Annotated in this window: 13 protein-coding genes, 1 pseudogene and 1 other annotated feature; of the genes and pseudogenes, 2 read left to right on the plus strand and 12 right to left on the minus strand. The window is 39.5% G+C overall.

Annotation, left to right across the window (positions count from 1 at the left end; all coding sequences use genetic code 11):
- Nucleotides 1-5: 5 nt before the first annotated feature.
- Together NSQ84_RS12370 and NSQ84_RS12375 are read right to left on the minus strand one after the other, a co-directional pair.
- Nucleotides 6-899, minus strand: a complete 894-nt coding sequence (locus NSQ84_RS12370) for a deoxyribonuclease IV (protein ID WP_066247561.1) — start codon at nucleotides 897-899, stop codon at nucleotides 6-8.
- A gap of 23 nt (nucleotides 900-922) precedes the next feature.
- Entirely contained in the window at nucleotides 923-2224 is a 1302-nt protein-coding gene (locus NSQ84_RS12375) for a DEAD/DEAH box helicase (protein WP_144596775.1), read from the minus strand.
- Nucleotides 2225-2491: 267 nt separating this feature from the next.
- Here NSQ84_RS12375 and vrrA point away from each other — a divergent pair.
- Both vrrA and NSQ84_RS12385 read left to right on the plus strand, forming a co-directional pair.
- Nucleotides 2492-2863, plus strand: a pseudogene (gene vrrA, locus NSQ84_RS12380) (VrrA/YqfQ family protein); the annotation flags it as partial.
- A gap of 104 nt (nucleotides 2864-2967) precedes the next feature.
- Nucleotides 2968-3915, plus strand: a complete 948-nt coding sequence (locus NSQ84_RS12385; RefSeq protein WP_130156326.1) for a 4-hydroxy-3-methylbut-2-enyl diphosphate reductase — start codon at nucleotides 2968-2970, stop codon at nucleotides 3913-3915.
- Nucleotides 3916-3977: 62 nt separating this feature from the next.
- Here NSQ84_RS12385 and NSQ84_RS12390 read toward each other — a convergent pair whose 3' ends face one another.
- From NSQ84_RS12390 to glyQ, 10 genes are all read right to left on the minus strand, one after another.
- Nucleotides 3978-5099: a Nif3-like dinuclear metal center hexameric protein gene (locus NSQ84_RS12390; protein WP_130156324.1), complete on the minus strand. Its 1122-nt coding sequence runs from the start codon at nucleotides 5097-5099 to the stop codon at nucleotides 3978-3980.
- The gene (locus NSQ84_RS12395) at nucleotides 5100-5810 is read right to left on the minus strand and encodes a tRNA (adenine(22)-N(1))-methyltransferase TrmK (protein ID WP_327873393.1); all 711 of its coding nucleotides are present in this window, start codon (nucleotides 5808-5810) and stop codon (nucleotides 5100-5102) included.
- Between the two features lie 89 nt (nucleotides 5811-5899).
- Nucleotides 5900-6265: a cytochrome c550 gene (gene cccA, locus NSQ84_RS12400; protein ID WP_063388055.1), complete on the minus strand. Its 366-nt coding sequence runs from the start codon at nucleotides 6263-6265 to the stop codon at nucleotides 5900-5902.
- A gap of 321 nt (nucleotides 6266-6586) precedes the next feature.
- Nucleotides 6587-7714 (minus strand): RNA polymerase sigma factor RpoD, encoded by a 1128-nt coding sequence (rpoD, locus tag NSQ84_RS12405; protein WP_063388054.1) that lies wholly within the window; start codon nucleotides 7712-7714, stop codon nucleotides 6587-6589.
- A gap of 32 nt (nucleotides 7715-7746) precedes the next feature.
- The gene (dnaG, locus tag NSQ84_RS12410; protein WP_094246229.1) at nucleotides 7747-9543 is read right to left on the minus strand and encodes a DNA primase; all 1797 of its coding nucleotides are present in this window, start codon (nucleotides 9541-9543) and stop codon (nucleotides 7747-7749) included.
- Between the two features lie 24 nt (nucleotides 9544-9567).
- On the minus strand, nucleotides 9568-10056 hold the full coding sequence (locus tag NSQ84_RS12415) for a YaiI/YqxD family protein (protein ID WP_066247551.1): 489 nt from the start codon (nucleotides 10054-10056) through the stop codon (nucleotides 9568-9570).
- Nucleotides 10057-10316: 260 nt separating this feature from the next.
- Nucleotides 10317-11126: a pyruvate, water dikinase regulatory protein gene (locus tag NSQ84_RS12420; RefSeq protein ID WP_063388051.1), complete on the minus strand. Its 810-nt coding sequence runs from the start codon at nucleotides 11124-11126 to the stop codon at nucleotides 10317-10319.
- Nucleotides 11127-11141: 15 nt separating this feature from the next.
- Nucleotides 11142-11780 (minus strand): helix-turn-helix transcriptional regulator, encoded by a 639-nt coding sequence (locus tag NSQ84_RS12425; protein WP_094246231.1) that lies wholly within the window; start codon nucleotides 11778-11780, stop codon nucleotides 11142-11144.
- Between the two features lie 125 nt (nucleotides 11781-11905).
- A complete protein-coding gene (glyS, locus tag NSQ84_RS12430; RefSeq protein WP_063388049.1) occupies nucleotides 11906-13969 on the minus strand; it encodes a glycine--tRNA ligase subunit beta in 2064 nt (687 codons plus the stop codon).
- The gene (gene glyQ, locus NSQ84_RS12435) at nucleotides 13962-14852 is read right to left on the minus strand and encodes a glycine--tRNA ligase subunit alpha (protein WP_063388048.1); all 891 of its coding nucleotides are present in this window, start codon (nucleotides 14850-14852) and stop codon (nucleotides 13962-13964) included. The genes glyS and glyQ overlap by 8 nt, the downstream gene beginning before the upstream one ends.
- A 69-nt stretch (nucleotides 14853-14921) precedes the next feature.
- Nucleotides 14922-15095, minus strand: a binding site (T-box leader).
- Nucleotides 15096-15203 lie beyond the last annotated feature (108 nt).

Here is a 15203-nt window from a genome sequence, read left to right on the forward strand (position 1 = left end):
CTTTTTTATTGATTCGCTATTTTTTCCAAAACATTTTCATCAAACGTCTTATTCTTCAGCATGTCAATTTCAAATTTATAAGGCGGCTTTTTATTTTTTTTGTCGTCACCGACATACGGAGTTTCTAAAATTTTTGGCAAGTCTTTTAATTGCGGATGGTGGACGATATAATTGATTGCTTTAAATCCTATGTGGCCGAATCCGATATTTTCATGACGGTCTTTTTGGGCCCCGCGCGGATTTTTGCTGTCGTTTATATGAACAACTTTTAAACGGTCGATGCCGATGATTTTATCAAATTGATTTAAAACCCCATCAAAATCATTGACAATATCATAACCGGCATCATGAGTATGGCAAGTGTCGAAACAAACGGACAAATGTTCATTGTAGGTAACACCATCAATGATCATCGCAAGCTCCTCAAACGTTCTTCCGCATTCTGAACCTTTGCCGGCCATCGTTTCAAGGGCGATTTGCACTTTTTGCCCCCTCTCCAGCACTTCATTTAAACCTTCAATAATTTTTTTGATTCCGGCTTCTGCACCGGCTCCAACGTGAGCTCCCGGATGGAGCACGATTTGTTTTGCACCGATTGCTTCCGTGCGTTCAATTTCCGATTTTAAAAAATCAACGCCAAGCTGGAAGGTCGCTAAATTTGTTGTATTGCCAATGTTAATAATATATGGTGCGTGAACGACAATTTCTTCGATGCCATGCTCTTTCATATGCGCCAAACCTGCTTCGATATTTAAATCTTCAATTTTTTTTCTTCTCGTGTTTTGCGGGGCTCCTGTATAAATCATAAACGTATTAGCGCCGTATGAAACTGCCTCTTCACTTGCCGCAAGCAACATTTTCTTGCCGCTCATCGATACATGCGAGCCAATTTTTAACATGTTTTTCCTCTCCTTACAACCTTTTATTTATTTTTTCTTGCTTGCTTTTTCTTTAGCTTTTCAATTTGTTCTTTCATCTTTTTTTTGTATCCTGGTTTTACCGATTTTGGCTTTTTGATGATTCCGATAATCGCGTTTGTTTCCATTGGTTGTTTTTTTCTTTTTTGTCTGCGATTTCGGTCATCGAGCGCTTTCCATATTCCGTTTTCAATATCTCGATTTTCAAAGATTATCCCCATTTTTTCAAGCTTTTGCAGCATTTGTTCGTTATCGTCTTCATAGATTGTATAGGCAAATCCTGAAAAGCCAGCCCGAGCCGTTCTTCCGGTTCGGTGAATATAAAAATCTAAATCAGTCGGCAGCTCGGCATTGATTACATGGGAAACACCTTCAATATCAATTCCTCTTGCAGCTAAATCAGTTGCTACTACAACTTGATAGGCAAGATCCTTTATTTGACGCATTTCTTTTTTCCGTTCACGCGGGGTAAGACCGCCGTGGATTTGCCCAACCTTTAATCCCTTTTCGGCAAGACCGTATGCCACATCTTGGGCATTCGCTTTTGTATTCACAAAAATTAACGCTAAATAAGGGTTTAAGGAAACTACCATATTGTATAAAAGATCTATTTTGTTTCGATGCCGCAGCGGAACAAGAACATGCGTGATGTTTTTGGCATGTACTTGTTTTGGAGATACATGAACATACTCAGGATTTTCCATATATTTTTTTAAAAAAGGCTTTAATTTTTCAGGAATGGTGGCAGAAAACACAAGCATTTGCAGTTCTTTTTTCATGCGGCTAGCTATTTGGTCGACCTCATAAATAAAGCCTAAATCAAGCATTAAATCGGCTTCATCCACAACTATGCTTTTGGTCGAATATAAATCTAGCGCCCCTTCCTTGACAAGATCAAGAATTCTGCCAGGTGTTCCGATCACAAGATGGGGCTGAGTTTTTAGCTTTTCGATCGCCCGCATTTTATCTGTACCGCCAATAAAAAGTTTTGCATGTAATTCTTTTTCCGGCGGGGCGAATTTTATGATTTTTAACGCTTCTTCGTAAATTTGAGTCGCGAGCTCTCTCGTCGGTGCTAAAACAACAACTTGAACACGCTTTTCCTCTCCGCAAATACTGTTGATTAACGGTAGCAAATAAGCATGTGTTTTGCCTGTACCTGTTTGTGATTGGCCGATGGCACTTGCTCCTCTTAATATGATTGGGATCATTTGTGCTTGAATTTCAGTCGGTTCTTTAAAACCTAACGACTGAACGGCATCTATAATAAAATCTTGAAATGGAAAATCTTTAAAGTCAGCTGCCATTGCAAAACAACTCCTTCATAATCAATCAACCCATTTTTTGATTATAAACAATATAATGGAAAAACTCCAATTTTAATAAAACATTTTCCTAAAACGCCGCATAGTTTAATGTAGGTAAAACAGCAAAAGAAAGGGGAAAAGTTTATGCATCCTTATCGAGCTTTTCCTCCCTTCCGGCAGCAGCCATTGATCCGCCCTTTTTTTGGCGGAGGCTACCATCCTTTTTGGGGGCAGCCACCTGTTCAGCAATGGCCGGTTCCGCCTAGGGGAGGATTACAATCGCTTTTTTCGCGTTTTCTTCCATCGAGCACAATGCATGCAGGAAGTATACCGTCAAGCGGTGCTGTTCAAAGTTTAACAAACCCTGCCAATCTTTCAAACATGTTGACGAATGTCCAAAAAGTTCTCGGTGTCGCTCAGCAAGTCACACCGATGGTTCAGCAATACGGTCCTCTGATTCGTAATCTCCCGGCAATGTTCAAAATTTATAGAGAATTGAAAAATGCTGATACAGACAGTAGCGAAGAAGATGATATAAAAGAAAATTCGTCATCTAAAAGATTGAAGGAACAGACAGCCGATGACAGCCCTTCAGATGAAAATACGTCGGGCGAATCAAAACCTAAGCTTTATATTTAATTGTGTTTTGTTTTCTTCCTCCATGTTAGGTATAATGATGTTAGATAGTCAAGCCGCTTGACGGCTTTTTTATTTTCCTTTACTAAATATCAGGAGGAAAAAACATGGAGGTTATTAAAATTTCCCCTCGAGGATACTGCTATGGTGTTGTTGATGCAATGGTGATAGCCAAAAATGCAGCAATGGATAAATCACTGCCTAGACCGATCTATATTTTAGGAATGATCGTTCATAATAAACATGTAACAGATGCCTTTGAAAAAGAAGGGATTATTACGTTAGACGGAAAAAATCGACTTGAGATTTTGAAAAAAGTCGATAAAGGAACCGTTATTTTCACTGCTCACGGCGTTTCGCCAGAAGTGCGCAAAATAGCGAAGGAAAAAGGGCTTGTCACGATCGATGCTACATGCCCTGACGTCACAAAAACTCATGAACTTATTAAGCAAAAAAAAGAAGAAGGGTATGACGTCATTTATATTGGAAAAAAAGGGCATCCGGAACCGGAAGGAGCAGTAGGTGTAGCGCCGGATATCGTTCATTTAGTCGAGACTGTCAACGATGTTGAAGAGCTCGATATTTCCAACGACAAAATCATTGTTACGAACCAAACAACAATGAGCCAATGGGACGTAGCTGATATAATGGAAAAAGTGAAGGAAAAATATCCGCATGTCGAGTTTCATAAAGAAATTTGCCTCGCAACACAAGTTCGCCAGGAAGCTGTGGCCGAACAGGCAAAAGAAGCTGATTTAACCATTGTCGTCGGCGATCCGCGCAGCAACAATTCAAACCGGCTTGCGCAAGTATCTGAAGAGATTGCGGGCACGAAAGCTTATCGCGTGGCGAATGTAAGTGAAATCAAACTGGAATGGCTTAAAGACGTTAAAAAAGTTGCCGTTACAGCCGGTGCATCAACCCCAACGCCGATTGTCAAAGAGGTCATTCGATTTTTGGAGAATTATGATCCAGAAAATCCAGAAACATGGGATTTAACTTCAAATGTCCCTCTTGAAAAAATATTGCCAAAGGTAAAAGTCAAAAAATCATAGACAAAACCTTTTTAATGATTAAAGGGGATCGGTCCACTAAAAAGGACTGATCCCCCTTTTAATTATAGAAACTTGAACGGATCTGTATGGACGCGGGAAGGAATAATTTCTACTTCCAGATTTTCTTCAGCACACAGCTTTGTTAGTTTTTCCGCCACTCCCTCTTTCATCACCTTTTCAATGTTGTGACCTGGATCAACTACATGTAAGCCGAGCATCATAGCATCGTGAGCTGTGTGGTAATATACATCACCAGTTACATAAACATCTGCGCCTCTCATTTTTGCCTGATAAATGTATTTATTTCCGTCTCCGCCTAAAACGGCTACTTTTTTTATAGTTGCCTGTAAATCCCCTACTACTCTTACTTTTTCCACTTCTAAAGCTTTCTTAACATGCTCTGCAAATTCCTTCAATGTCATTTCTTTTTCAAGCTCTCCAATTTTCCCTAATCCAAGCTGTTTCCCTTCGTTTTCTAATGGATAGATGTCATAAGCAACTTCTTCATAAGGATGCGCCTTCAACATCGCTTGAATGACTTTCTTTTGGATTGACTGCGGGAAGATCGTTTCAATTTTGACTTCTTCAACCATTTCAAGCTTTCCAGTATCTCCGATAAAGGGATTTGCATTTTCCAAAGGTAAAAATGTTCCTGTTCCTGCCGAGGAAAAAGTGCAATAACTGTAGTTGCCGATAAATCCAGCACCCGCTTTGCCAAGCGCCTCCCGAACGTCCCCCTCATAGTCTTTTGGTACAAATACAGCAAGCTTTTTTAATGGGTCTTGATAAGTTGGGACAAGTATTTTTTGATTCACCAGTTGTAAGCGGTCGGCCAAAAGATCATTCACTCCGCCTGGAGCCACATCCAAATTTGTATGGGCTGCATAAACGGCAATTTCATGCTTGATGCATTTTTCTATAATACGCCCTGCCGGATCATCTGTTCTAATATGCTTTAAAGGATGAAAAATGGGAGGATGATGAGCGATAATTAAATCAACCTTTTGATTGATTGCTTCATCAACGACTTCCTCCAAAACATCCAGAGCGACCATAATTTTTCGGACAGGCTTGTTTAATGTGCCGATTTGCAGCCCGATCTTGTCTCCTTCCAATGCATAATGCTTTGGAGAAAACCGTTCAAATAATTGAATAATATGTTGGCCGTTAGCGATTTTCTTCATTTATTTTATGACCTCCTCAATGATCTCGATCACCTTTTTTATTTCTTCTTTTTTTTGCATAAGCTGTTCATTTCCGTTGGATTGCTCCAGCTGCCGTAGAATGTCCTTCCGATGAGAAAGCTCGTGTTTCCATTTTTTAAAAAAAACGTTGTTCTTTTCTTTTAACAAAAATGGACCCATTAACAAAGCTGCTTCAAATGGCAAATCTTCGTACGGTTTCATTGCATTTCCACGCTTAGCGGACAGCACCTCATATATTTTTCCGCTCTCTTCTAGAATTGTTTCTCCTTCGAGCTCCCAACCATTGTCAATCAGCCATTTTCGAACTTCAATTGCATGAATATTCGGCTGAAGTACAAGCCGTTCAACCTTCCCGAGCTTCTCTTTTCCTTCCTCCAAAATCGTTTTAATAAGCGAGCCGCCCATTCCAGCGATCGTGATGCATGTTGCCTCATCCTTTTGTAATACGGACAATCCGTCCCCTTTCCGAACGGAAATTACATGCTGGAGCCCGTTTTTTTCCACTTGTTTTTTTGCCGCTTGAAAAGGGCCTTCATTGATTTCACCGGCAATCGCTTTCACTGTTTTTTTGGCAAGCACTAAATAACATGGCAAATATGCATGATCTGATCCAATATCTGCTGTCACCTGATTATTCGGAACAAATTCTGCCACAGCCGACAGTCTTTTTGAAAGTTGGACACTGTTCAATTTATTTCACCCTTTATTCCAATTTGGTAAACATGAAAATACGAAAAAAGTCCCCCAAAAGGAAGACTTTTCAACCAATATGTTTTTTATTATTTAATTTTAGAAACCCATTCGGCCATTTCATCAAGCTTTTCTTCAGGTACTAGCCCGCCAGGCATCGCACCGCGGCCGTTTTTAATTGTTTCTTTAATTTCATCAACAGACAATTTGTCGCCAACACCTTTTAATGAAGGACCTGCTCCGCCTTCAAAGTTTTGACCGTGGCAGCTTGCACAGCTTTGCTTGAATATATCCTCCGGCTTTGCATTAGCGACGTCTTCCGTTTTTTGTCCGCCCCCCTCTTTTTCTTCAGCCATCTCTTTCATATTATCCAGTCCGATGAAAGAAAATGCAACCATTAGTCCAATTCCAAACACAATGATTAATGCAAATGGAATAAGCGGATTACGATTCATTTTGTAACCTCCCTTATGTATAACCGTACATTTGCTTTTTTCGCTCAACATGGACGAGCTGAAACTAACCTAAACAATCTCTATTGTACTTTAATTTTCTTTGAAGGAAAAGTCTTTCTATATAAGTTCCTTGTGATGTTCACGAATTAGACAAAAAAACAATTTAAAAAGATCTTATGTTTTTTAACAAATGTCATTTGCAAAATGAAAGAAGATTCAGTAAAATATAGTACAAATAGTTATTGTTGTTAGCGTTTACATATATTGAAGGGAAGGCAGACGAATAAGTCTGCCCAAGGAAAGAAAAAAACATTTTTATTTTTATTCCAAAAAGTCTTTCAGCCGCTTGCTTCGGCTTGGATGGCGCAATTTTCGCAGAGCCTTCGCTTCAATTTGCCGAATGCGTTCTCGAGTGACACCGAAAACTTTTCCTACTTCTTCCAGAGTCCGAGTTCTTCCATCGTCCAGTCCAAAACGAAGGCGCAGAACGTTTTCCTCCCTGTCTGTAAGGGTATCGAGAACATCTTCAAGCTGCTCCTTTAATAATTCATATGCAGCATGCTCTGATGGAGAAGTAGCCTCTTGGTCTTCAATAAAATCACCTAAGTGCGAATCGTCTTCTTCGCCAATCGGTGTTTCTAATGATACAGGTTCTTGGGCAATTTTTAAGATTTCTCTAACTTTTTCTGGAGTCAAATCCATATCTTCAGCGATCTCTTCTGGTGTCGGTTCACGACCCAAATCTTGAAGCAATTGGCGTTGGACTCGAATTAACTTATTGATTGTCTCAACCATATGGACAGGGATGCGGATCGTTCTCGCCTGATCTGCAATTGCCCGTGTAATTGCCTGGCGAATCCACCATGTTGCATATGTGCTGAATTTGTATCCTTTTCGATAATCAAATTTTTCAACAGCTTTCATCAGCCCCATGTTGCCTTCCTGTATGAGATCGAGGAAGAGCATTCCGCGGCCGACGTAGCGTTTTGCAATGCTGACGACTAGGCGCAGGTTGGCTTCTGCAAGCCTTCTTTTCGCTTCTTCGTCCCCTTGTTCAATACGCTTGGCAAGTTCGATTTCTTCATCAGCCGATAAGAGATCAACCCGGCCGATTTCTTTTAAATACATTCGGACCGGATCATTTATTTTCACACCCGGCGGTACACTAAGATCATTTAGATCAAATTCTTCTTCATCTTCTTTGTCTAAATCCGGCAAATTGGAATCAACATCTTCGTTTTCGCTAATTAATTCGATTCCTTGCTCATTAACGTATTCATAAAACTCATCCATTTGATCTGAATCAATATCGAAATTTGCCATTTTCTCAGCAATTTCTTCATATGTTAATACTCCGCGTTTCTTTCCTAATTGAATAAGCTGATTTTTCACTTCCTCAACAGTTCCATCAGCTTCTAAATCTTTTGAATGGGCTTGTTTTTCAGCCATTGGATCCCCTCCTTCCAGAGTTATACAAGCTTTCACATTAATCCTTTTTTCAGCTGAATTACTTCCATTGCAATTTCGGCAGCTTTTACATAATCTTTTCGTTTTTCAGCCTCTTTCTTCTCAGCTTCCTTTTCCTTTAGGATGAGCATTTTTTGATGGTTCAAGATATGTTTTACATAGTCTTGAAGCTCTTGCTCAGTCAATTGTTCGCCAATTGTCATCATGGCAATTTCCGATACAATTCGGCTTAATGAAGGATCTTTGAGCTTCGTCAAAAAGTGGCTTATGTCCGGATCGTTCCCTTCCTCATAATAAGCGTATAAATAGGATGAAATAGCCCGATGCTCCTCCACGTTAAAATTTCCACCAATCGCATGAAGAACCTTTTCTGCCACTTCCCTGCTTTTCAACATATGAGCAATTAGAAGGCGTTCTGCCTTTTGATAAGCAGGCATCAGTGCATTCCGTTGTAATGCATCAGTCTTGAGACTCGTTTTTTCTGGTCTTCTTCTTTTCCGCTTATTTATATTCCGAAGCTCTGCCATTAACGTTTCTTTTGATACGGAAAATTCTTCAGAAAGCTGCGTGATATACAGCTCTTGTTCGATCCCGCTCGGAAGGCCGCTTAATTCGTTAAGCACTTCTTGAATGTATCTCGCTCGGTCCCCTTCATCCTGGAGATTTTTCCCCTTTCGAAAATATTCCATCTTAAATGCCATTAATGAGAGACTTGCCCCTATTACATCGTTTTTGAATTTTTCCTTTCCGTATGTCCGAATGTAGTCATCAGGGTCTAACCCTTCAGGCATTTTAGCAATCCTTACATTACATCCTGCTTCAACAAGCAATTTAGAAGCTCTGAAGGCAGCTTCAATTCCAGCGGAATCGGAATCGTAGCAAATGACAACTGTTCCTCCGCTTCTGGCTAAGAGCTTGACCTGTTCTTCCGTCAGCGCTGTTCCCATTGTTGCTACACTATGCTCGATTCCTGCATGAACGGACGATATAACATCCGCAAACCCTTCAAACAACACCGCTTCCTGTTTTCGTCTAATGAAAGGTCTTGCTTGGTGGAAATTATAAAGAATCCGTCCTTTGTTAAATATTTTTGTCTCAGGGCTGTTTAAATATTTTGGCTGTTTGTTTCCTAGCGACCTTCCGGAAAAAGCGACTGTACGGCCTTGTGCATCTTTAACCGGAAACATGATCCGATTGCGAAACCGATCAAAAAAAGAACCGTTAGATTCGCTTCGGATAATTAATCCTGTTTTTTCTAATAACGGAAGTTCAAAACCTTTTTTCAGCAAATATTTTAAAGAAAAGTCCCAAGAATCTAAAGCGTAGCCAATCTCAAATTGATCGATTAATTCTTTCGTAAAACCCCGATGAAGCAAATAATTTAACGCGTTTTGCCCTTCTTTTGTATTTAGTAATAAATGATGGTACATTTTTTTCAGCAGTTCATGCACTTTTATCATTTTCTCTGCTTCGCTGTTGTTTGGGTATGTCGATTCTTGAGAAAGTGCCGAGCCCCCTGGAATGTCCAAACCAGCTTTTTTTGCTGTCATTTGTACAGCTTCTGTAAAGCTGCATCCTTCAATTTGCATGAGAAAGGTAAAAACATTTCCGCCAGAACCGCAGCCAAAGCAGTGGAAAATTTGTTTTTCAGGTGAAACAGAAAATGAAGGTGTATTTTCGCCGTGAAAAGGACATAGTCCAAAAAAGTTTCGACCCTGCTTCTTTAATTGAACATATTCACTCACAACATCTACTATATCTACAGCATGTTGTACTTTTTCTATAAATTCCTCGGGAAGCATTTTCCCCATATGAACAACTCCGTGCCTTAAAATTTATTCAATATGAATTTTAAAATTTCCTGCATAATTCGACAATATTTTTTCAAATGCTGTGATAAAATGATGACGATCTTTATCTTGGAATTTTTTTGGCCCTTTGATATAATTGCCGTTTCTTCTTTCCCTTGCCGAAATATACCGGAGATGGAGAACAGAGTCGATTGTATCTTCTGTAAACAGCATTCCTCTTGGAGAGAGAACATGTGTGCATTTTTTAAGCAGCATACCGGCTAGTCCGATATCTTGTGTAATGATGATGTCATGTTTTTTTGAGTTGTTAAAAATGTATAAGTCGACAGATTCCTTTTCTTGATCGACAAATACCCAGCTATTCCCGTCATCCTTTTTACCTACATGAGCATATGATGCAATGAAACAAACCGGGACTTTATATTTTTTTGCGACTGATGCAATTTCTTCTTTGACGGGGCATGCATCAGCATCGACAAAAATAGTGATATTTTTCCCATCATATTTCTCTATTCTTCATCACCTCAAAGAATCCTGCCTGCAATTTAAACTTTTTACAAAAAGTGATTTGTCGAATTTTCTTTCTCCAACCCCCTTGACATCTTCCTGTAAATAGTTTATTCGTATTTTTTTTAGTCTAAACCTAAAAAGCATAATTTTATCACAATTTTTTATTATAATACAATACACTGCATTATTCCATCATTTTATCTTTCACCATGAAAAAAACCTACTATATTCTTAAGATCGGAATAAGCAGGTTTTATCACATGTTATTTTTTTAAGAATAAATTTTGGATATGATTGGCTGTTTCTTCAACTGCTTTGTTCGATACATCTATAACTGGACAGCCGATTTTTTGAACAATTTTTTCAAAATAAGCTAATTCTTCTTTAATTCTGTCTATATTGGCATATATAGCCTGATCATTAAGCCCGAGCTGCTTTAATCTTTCCTTTCGGATATAATTCAGCTTTTCCGGACTGATTTTTAGACCGACGCATTTCTCTTTGGAAACTTTAAAAAGTTCTTCAGGGGGTTCTACTTCGGGAACAATAGGAACATTAGCTACTTTTAATCGTTTTAGCGCCAAATATTGCGACAAAGGCGTTTTGGAAGTCCGCGATACACCGATCAAAACAATATCGGCTTTCAAAATTCCTCTCGGATCGCGGCCGTCATCATATTTAACAGCAAACTCAATTGCTTCTACTTTTTTGAAATAGTCTTCATCAAGCTTCCGAACTCTTCCGGGCTCATACTTCGCTTTTATTCCATATGACGTTTCCATTTTATCAATTAAAGGACCAATGATATCGTGGTAGATCACACCTTCTTTTTCCGCTTCTTGAATAAGAAGATTCCTAAGTTCGGGGACAACGATTGTGAAGCAAATGATCGCATTATCCATTTTCGCCAATGCGACAACTTCTTTGATTGTATTTGCATCCTCCACATAAGGCACCCTTTTCACATTCGTTTCATATTGAGAGCCGTTAAATTGACTGATAGCTGCTTTTACAACGAGATCTGCCGTTTCCCCGACTGAGTCTGAAACAATATAGATCGTACGATTATTCATTCGGATCCCCCATTCTTACATAATATCGTCATCAACTAATCTTACCAATATTTTTGTAATGTTTGTTTTCGTAATTCTTCCTATCACTTCAAATCCGCCGTCCACTTCTTTTACAACGGGCAGTGCATCGATTTGCTTTTCAATTAAAATCCTTGCTACATCAATAATAAGATCTTCCTTTTTGCATACGGTTATATTTGGCATTCTAGTCATAATAATATTGACGGGGATTTGGGTTAATTCCTGTTTGCCGATGCTTGCCCGGAGGAGATCTTTTCTCGACAGCACTCCCACTAGCAACGATTGATTATCTACCACAAATAATGTCCCGACATCTTCCAAAAACATTGTACAAATTGCATCATAAACAGAAACATTATCGTTGACAACGACTGGGATCGACTGAAAATCTTTTACTTGGAGCTTTTTTAATTTCTCTGCAAGCAAATTGGCGCCTGATTTCCCTGTATAAAAATAGCCGACTCGCGGCCTTGCGTCAAGGTATCCAGCCATTGTTAAAATTGCTAAATCAGGTCTTAGCGTAGCTCTTGTCAAGTTTAAACGATCTGCAATATGTTCACCTGTAATTGGCCCATGCTCCTTAACGATTTGCAATATTTGTTCTTGCCGTTTATTAAGCTCTATTGTCCTCACCACCTTGAAAAAGAGGCTGCATTATAAAAATATTATATATGATTTCAATATTTTGAAAAGGTTTTCTATTGCTCATTACGGCGAAAGGAAAGACGATTATCCTCGGGATAATCGTCCATTTGCATTTATTTTACGATAATTTCATTCACTTTGGCAAAAGATGTGATTATTTTTGTTAATTGTACCATTTGGGACAGCCTGTTTTGTTTAACCGATTCATCCTCTGCCATTACCATAATATTATCAAAATAACGATCAATCACCGGCTTTAAAGCTTTCATTTCCAAAAATGCTTCTTTAAAATTACCCTCTTTTTGCAATTTTACAAAATTTTCTTCAAGCCGTAAATACGCTTGATACAATGTTTTTTCTTCTTCCTTCTCGAACAGCTCTTCTTTAATATTGCCCTCTTGGCCCTTAGACGAGATGTTGACAACACGAGACAGCGATTCAATTACTTCTTTAAAGTCACCCTTTTGGCTTTCTTCTGACAGAACGGCAGCCCGCTCAAAATATGCATTAACTTCATGGTAATTGGATTGTAATACCGATTCAATTATATCATGGCGGACATTTTCTTCATGAAGCGCAAATTTGACTCTCATTTGGAAGAACGACAGCAATTCTTTTCTCAAATTGTCTTTATTTTCTAAACCATATACATTTATAGCAAGGTCGAACAATTCCTCCAATTCAAGCCGCCATTGTTTGGCTCGAAGAATTTGAACAATGCCACTTGCTTGTCTTCTTAATGCATACGGATCTTGTGAGCCAGTTGGAATCAAACCGATCGAAAAAAATCCTGCAATTGTATCCAGCTTGTCCGCAAGCCCTACAATGGCTCCGCTCAACGTTTCAGGCGTCTTGTCGGAAGCATGCCGCGGCATATAATGCTCATTTATTCCTTTTGCAACCTCTTCCTGTTCACCCTTTAAAAGAGCGTATTTTTCTCCCATAATTCCTTGAAGCTCAGGAAATTCATAAACCATTTGCGTAACAATGTCAAATTTGCAAATGGAAGCAGTCCGTTTAATATAAGCTTTCTCCTCATTGGAGCATTCAAGCTTTTCGCTAAGCTTTTCTGATAATTTTACAATTCGGCGAACCTTGTCACCGATGGAGCCCAGTTCTTCATGAAAAACAATTTTTTCAAGCTTCTCCAGTGCGGTATCGATGGCAAGCTTTTTGTCTTCTTCGTAGAAGAAATTTGCATCGGAAAGTCTTGCCCGAAGGACCTTTTCATTCCCCTTGGCAATCGTTTCAATGTTTTGATCATTCCCGTTTTTTACGGTAACAAAAAACGGAAGCAGCTTTCCATCTTTATTTTTGACAGGAAAATATCGCTGATGCTCCTTCATCGTCGTCACTAACACTTCTTCAGGCAATGTTAAAAACCGGTCTTCGAATGAACCGTACAGGGCGGTCGGATATTCCACCAAGTTTGTAACTTCCTCGAGCAAATCTTCATCAACAGGGATGATCCAGTTTTCCTTTCTTTCCAGTTCCTCCAGCTGTTGAATGATCATTTGTTTTCGTTTTTCATAATCGGCGACAACAAACTGGTTCAACAAAGTATTTTCATAATCGCGTGGAGTGGAAATTTCCGCTTTCGTTCCTAAAAAGCGATGGCCATACGTAACATTTCCTGTCGGAACATCGGTAATGGAAAACGGAATGATGTCTTGTCCAAATAAGACAACTAACCATTGTATCGGACGGATATAGCGAAGATTCCAATTTCCCCAACGCATATTTTTCGGAAAATGGATGGTTTGAATAATCTCTTCTAACCCTGGGAGCAGTTCTTTCGTTTCTTTCCCTTTTTGAAATGTTTGAACAAAAGCGTACTCAACACCGTTTACTTCTTTAAAGGATATGTCGTTTGTGGAAGCTCCTTGGCTCCGTGCAAAGCCTAACGCTGCTTTTGTCCAATTTCCATTCTCATCAACCGCAATCTTTTTTGCCGGTCCTTTTGCTTCGCCAAGCAAATCTTCCTGTTTTTCATTTACATCCTCTACAAGGACGGCAAGACGTCTAGGAGTTGAATATTTTTTTATTTTGGCGTAAGAAATGCGATGTTCATCCAGCCAAGCTCCTACTTTGTCAGCCAGCTGATCAATCGAAGACAGGATGACGCCGGCAGGCATTTCTTCAAGCCCGATTTCGATAAGTAAATCCCGTTTATTCATGATTTTCGGCCCCCTTGTTTTTCAGCATTGGAAAACCGAGTTTTTCCCGTTCTTCATAAAACGTTTTGGCAACTTTTCTTGCCAGCTTTCTCACTCTGCCAATATATCCGGTTCGTTCTGTAACAGAAATAGCTCCTTTTGCGTCAAGCAAATTAAATGTGTGCGAGCATTTTAAAACGTAGTCGTACGCTGGATGAACGAGACCTAATTCCATCTGTCTGTGCGCTTCTTTTTCATACGTATTAAACAGTTCAAATAGCATGTTTGTATCGGATGTTTCGAACGTATACTTGGAATGCTCATATTCAGGCTGATAAAAAATGTCCCGGTATGTAAATCCGTTTGTCCATTCAAGGTCAAATACATTTTCTTTTTCTTGAATATAAGACGCCAAACGCTCTATTCCATAAGTAATTTCAACAGAAATCGGTTTGCATTCCAGTCCTCCGACCTGCTGAAAATACGTGAATTGAGTAATTTCCATTCCGTCAAGCCAAACTTCCCAGCCAAGCCCTGCGCAGCCGAGAGAAGGATTTTCCCAGTTATCTTCCACAAAGCGGATGTCATGTTCAAGCGGATCAATTCCAAGAGCCTTTAATGAATCTAAATAAATTTCTTGTATGTTTTTCGGAGACGGCTTCATAATGACTTGGAATTGATGGTGTTGATAAAGGCGGTTCGGATTTTCCCCATACCTTCCGTCAGCAGGTCTTCTTGACGGCTCCACGTAAGCAACATTCCACGGTTCTGGCCCGATGGAGCGAAGAAATGTGTATGGGCTCATGGTTCCGGCACCTTTTTCTACATCATATGCCTGCATCAAAATACATCCATGATCGGCCCAATGCTTTTGCAGCGTCAAAATCATTTCTTGAATGTTCATTCATCATGCACCTCCACAATTAAGTTATGTTCGAACAAAATAAAAACCGTCCCTAATGCAACAAAGTTGCATAGGGACGGGATGACCCGCGGTTCCACCCTATTTGCTGAAAAACGTTTCAGCCTCTCGTAAACCGTTATTGCTCTGGAACGCCGTTCCCTGCATCCTCATACCTTAGCTCGCACCATCCTAAGGTCGCTTTCTATGAAGATTGCAGGTACTCTTTTCCTTCATCGCATTTTATTATTCAATTTGACATGTATCATTTCCGCTCATTACATGACATTAAATCGCTTTTTCTAACAGCATGAGGGGGGATAAATCCTTCATTTGAAAGGTTTCACATCCATG

It is taken from the genome of Aeribacillus sp. FSL K6-3256 (genome assembly GCF_037965805.1).
In the GTDB taxonomy this organism is placed as follows: domain Bacteria; phylum Bacillota; class Bacilli; order Bacillales; family Aeribacillaceae; genus Aeribacillus; species Aeribacillus composti.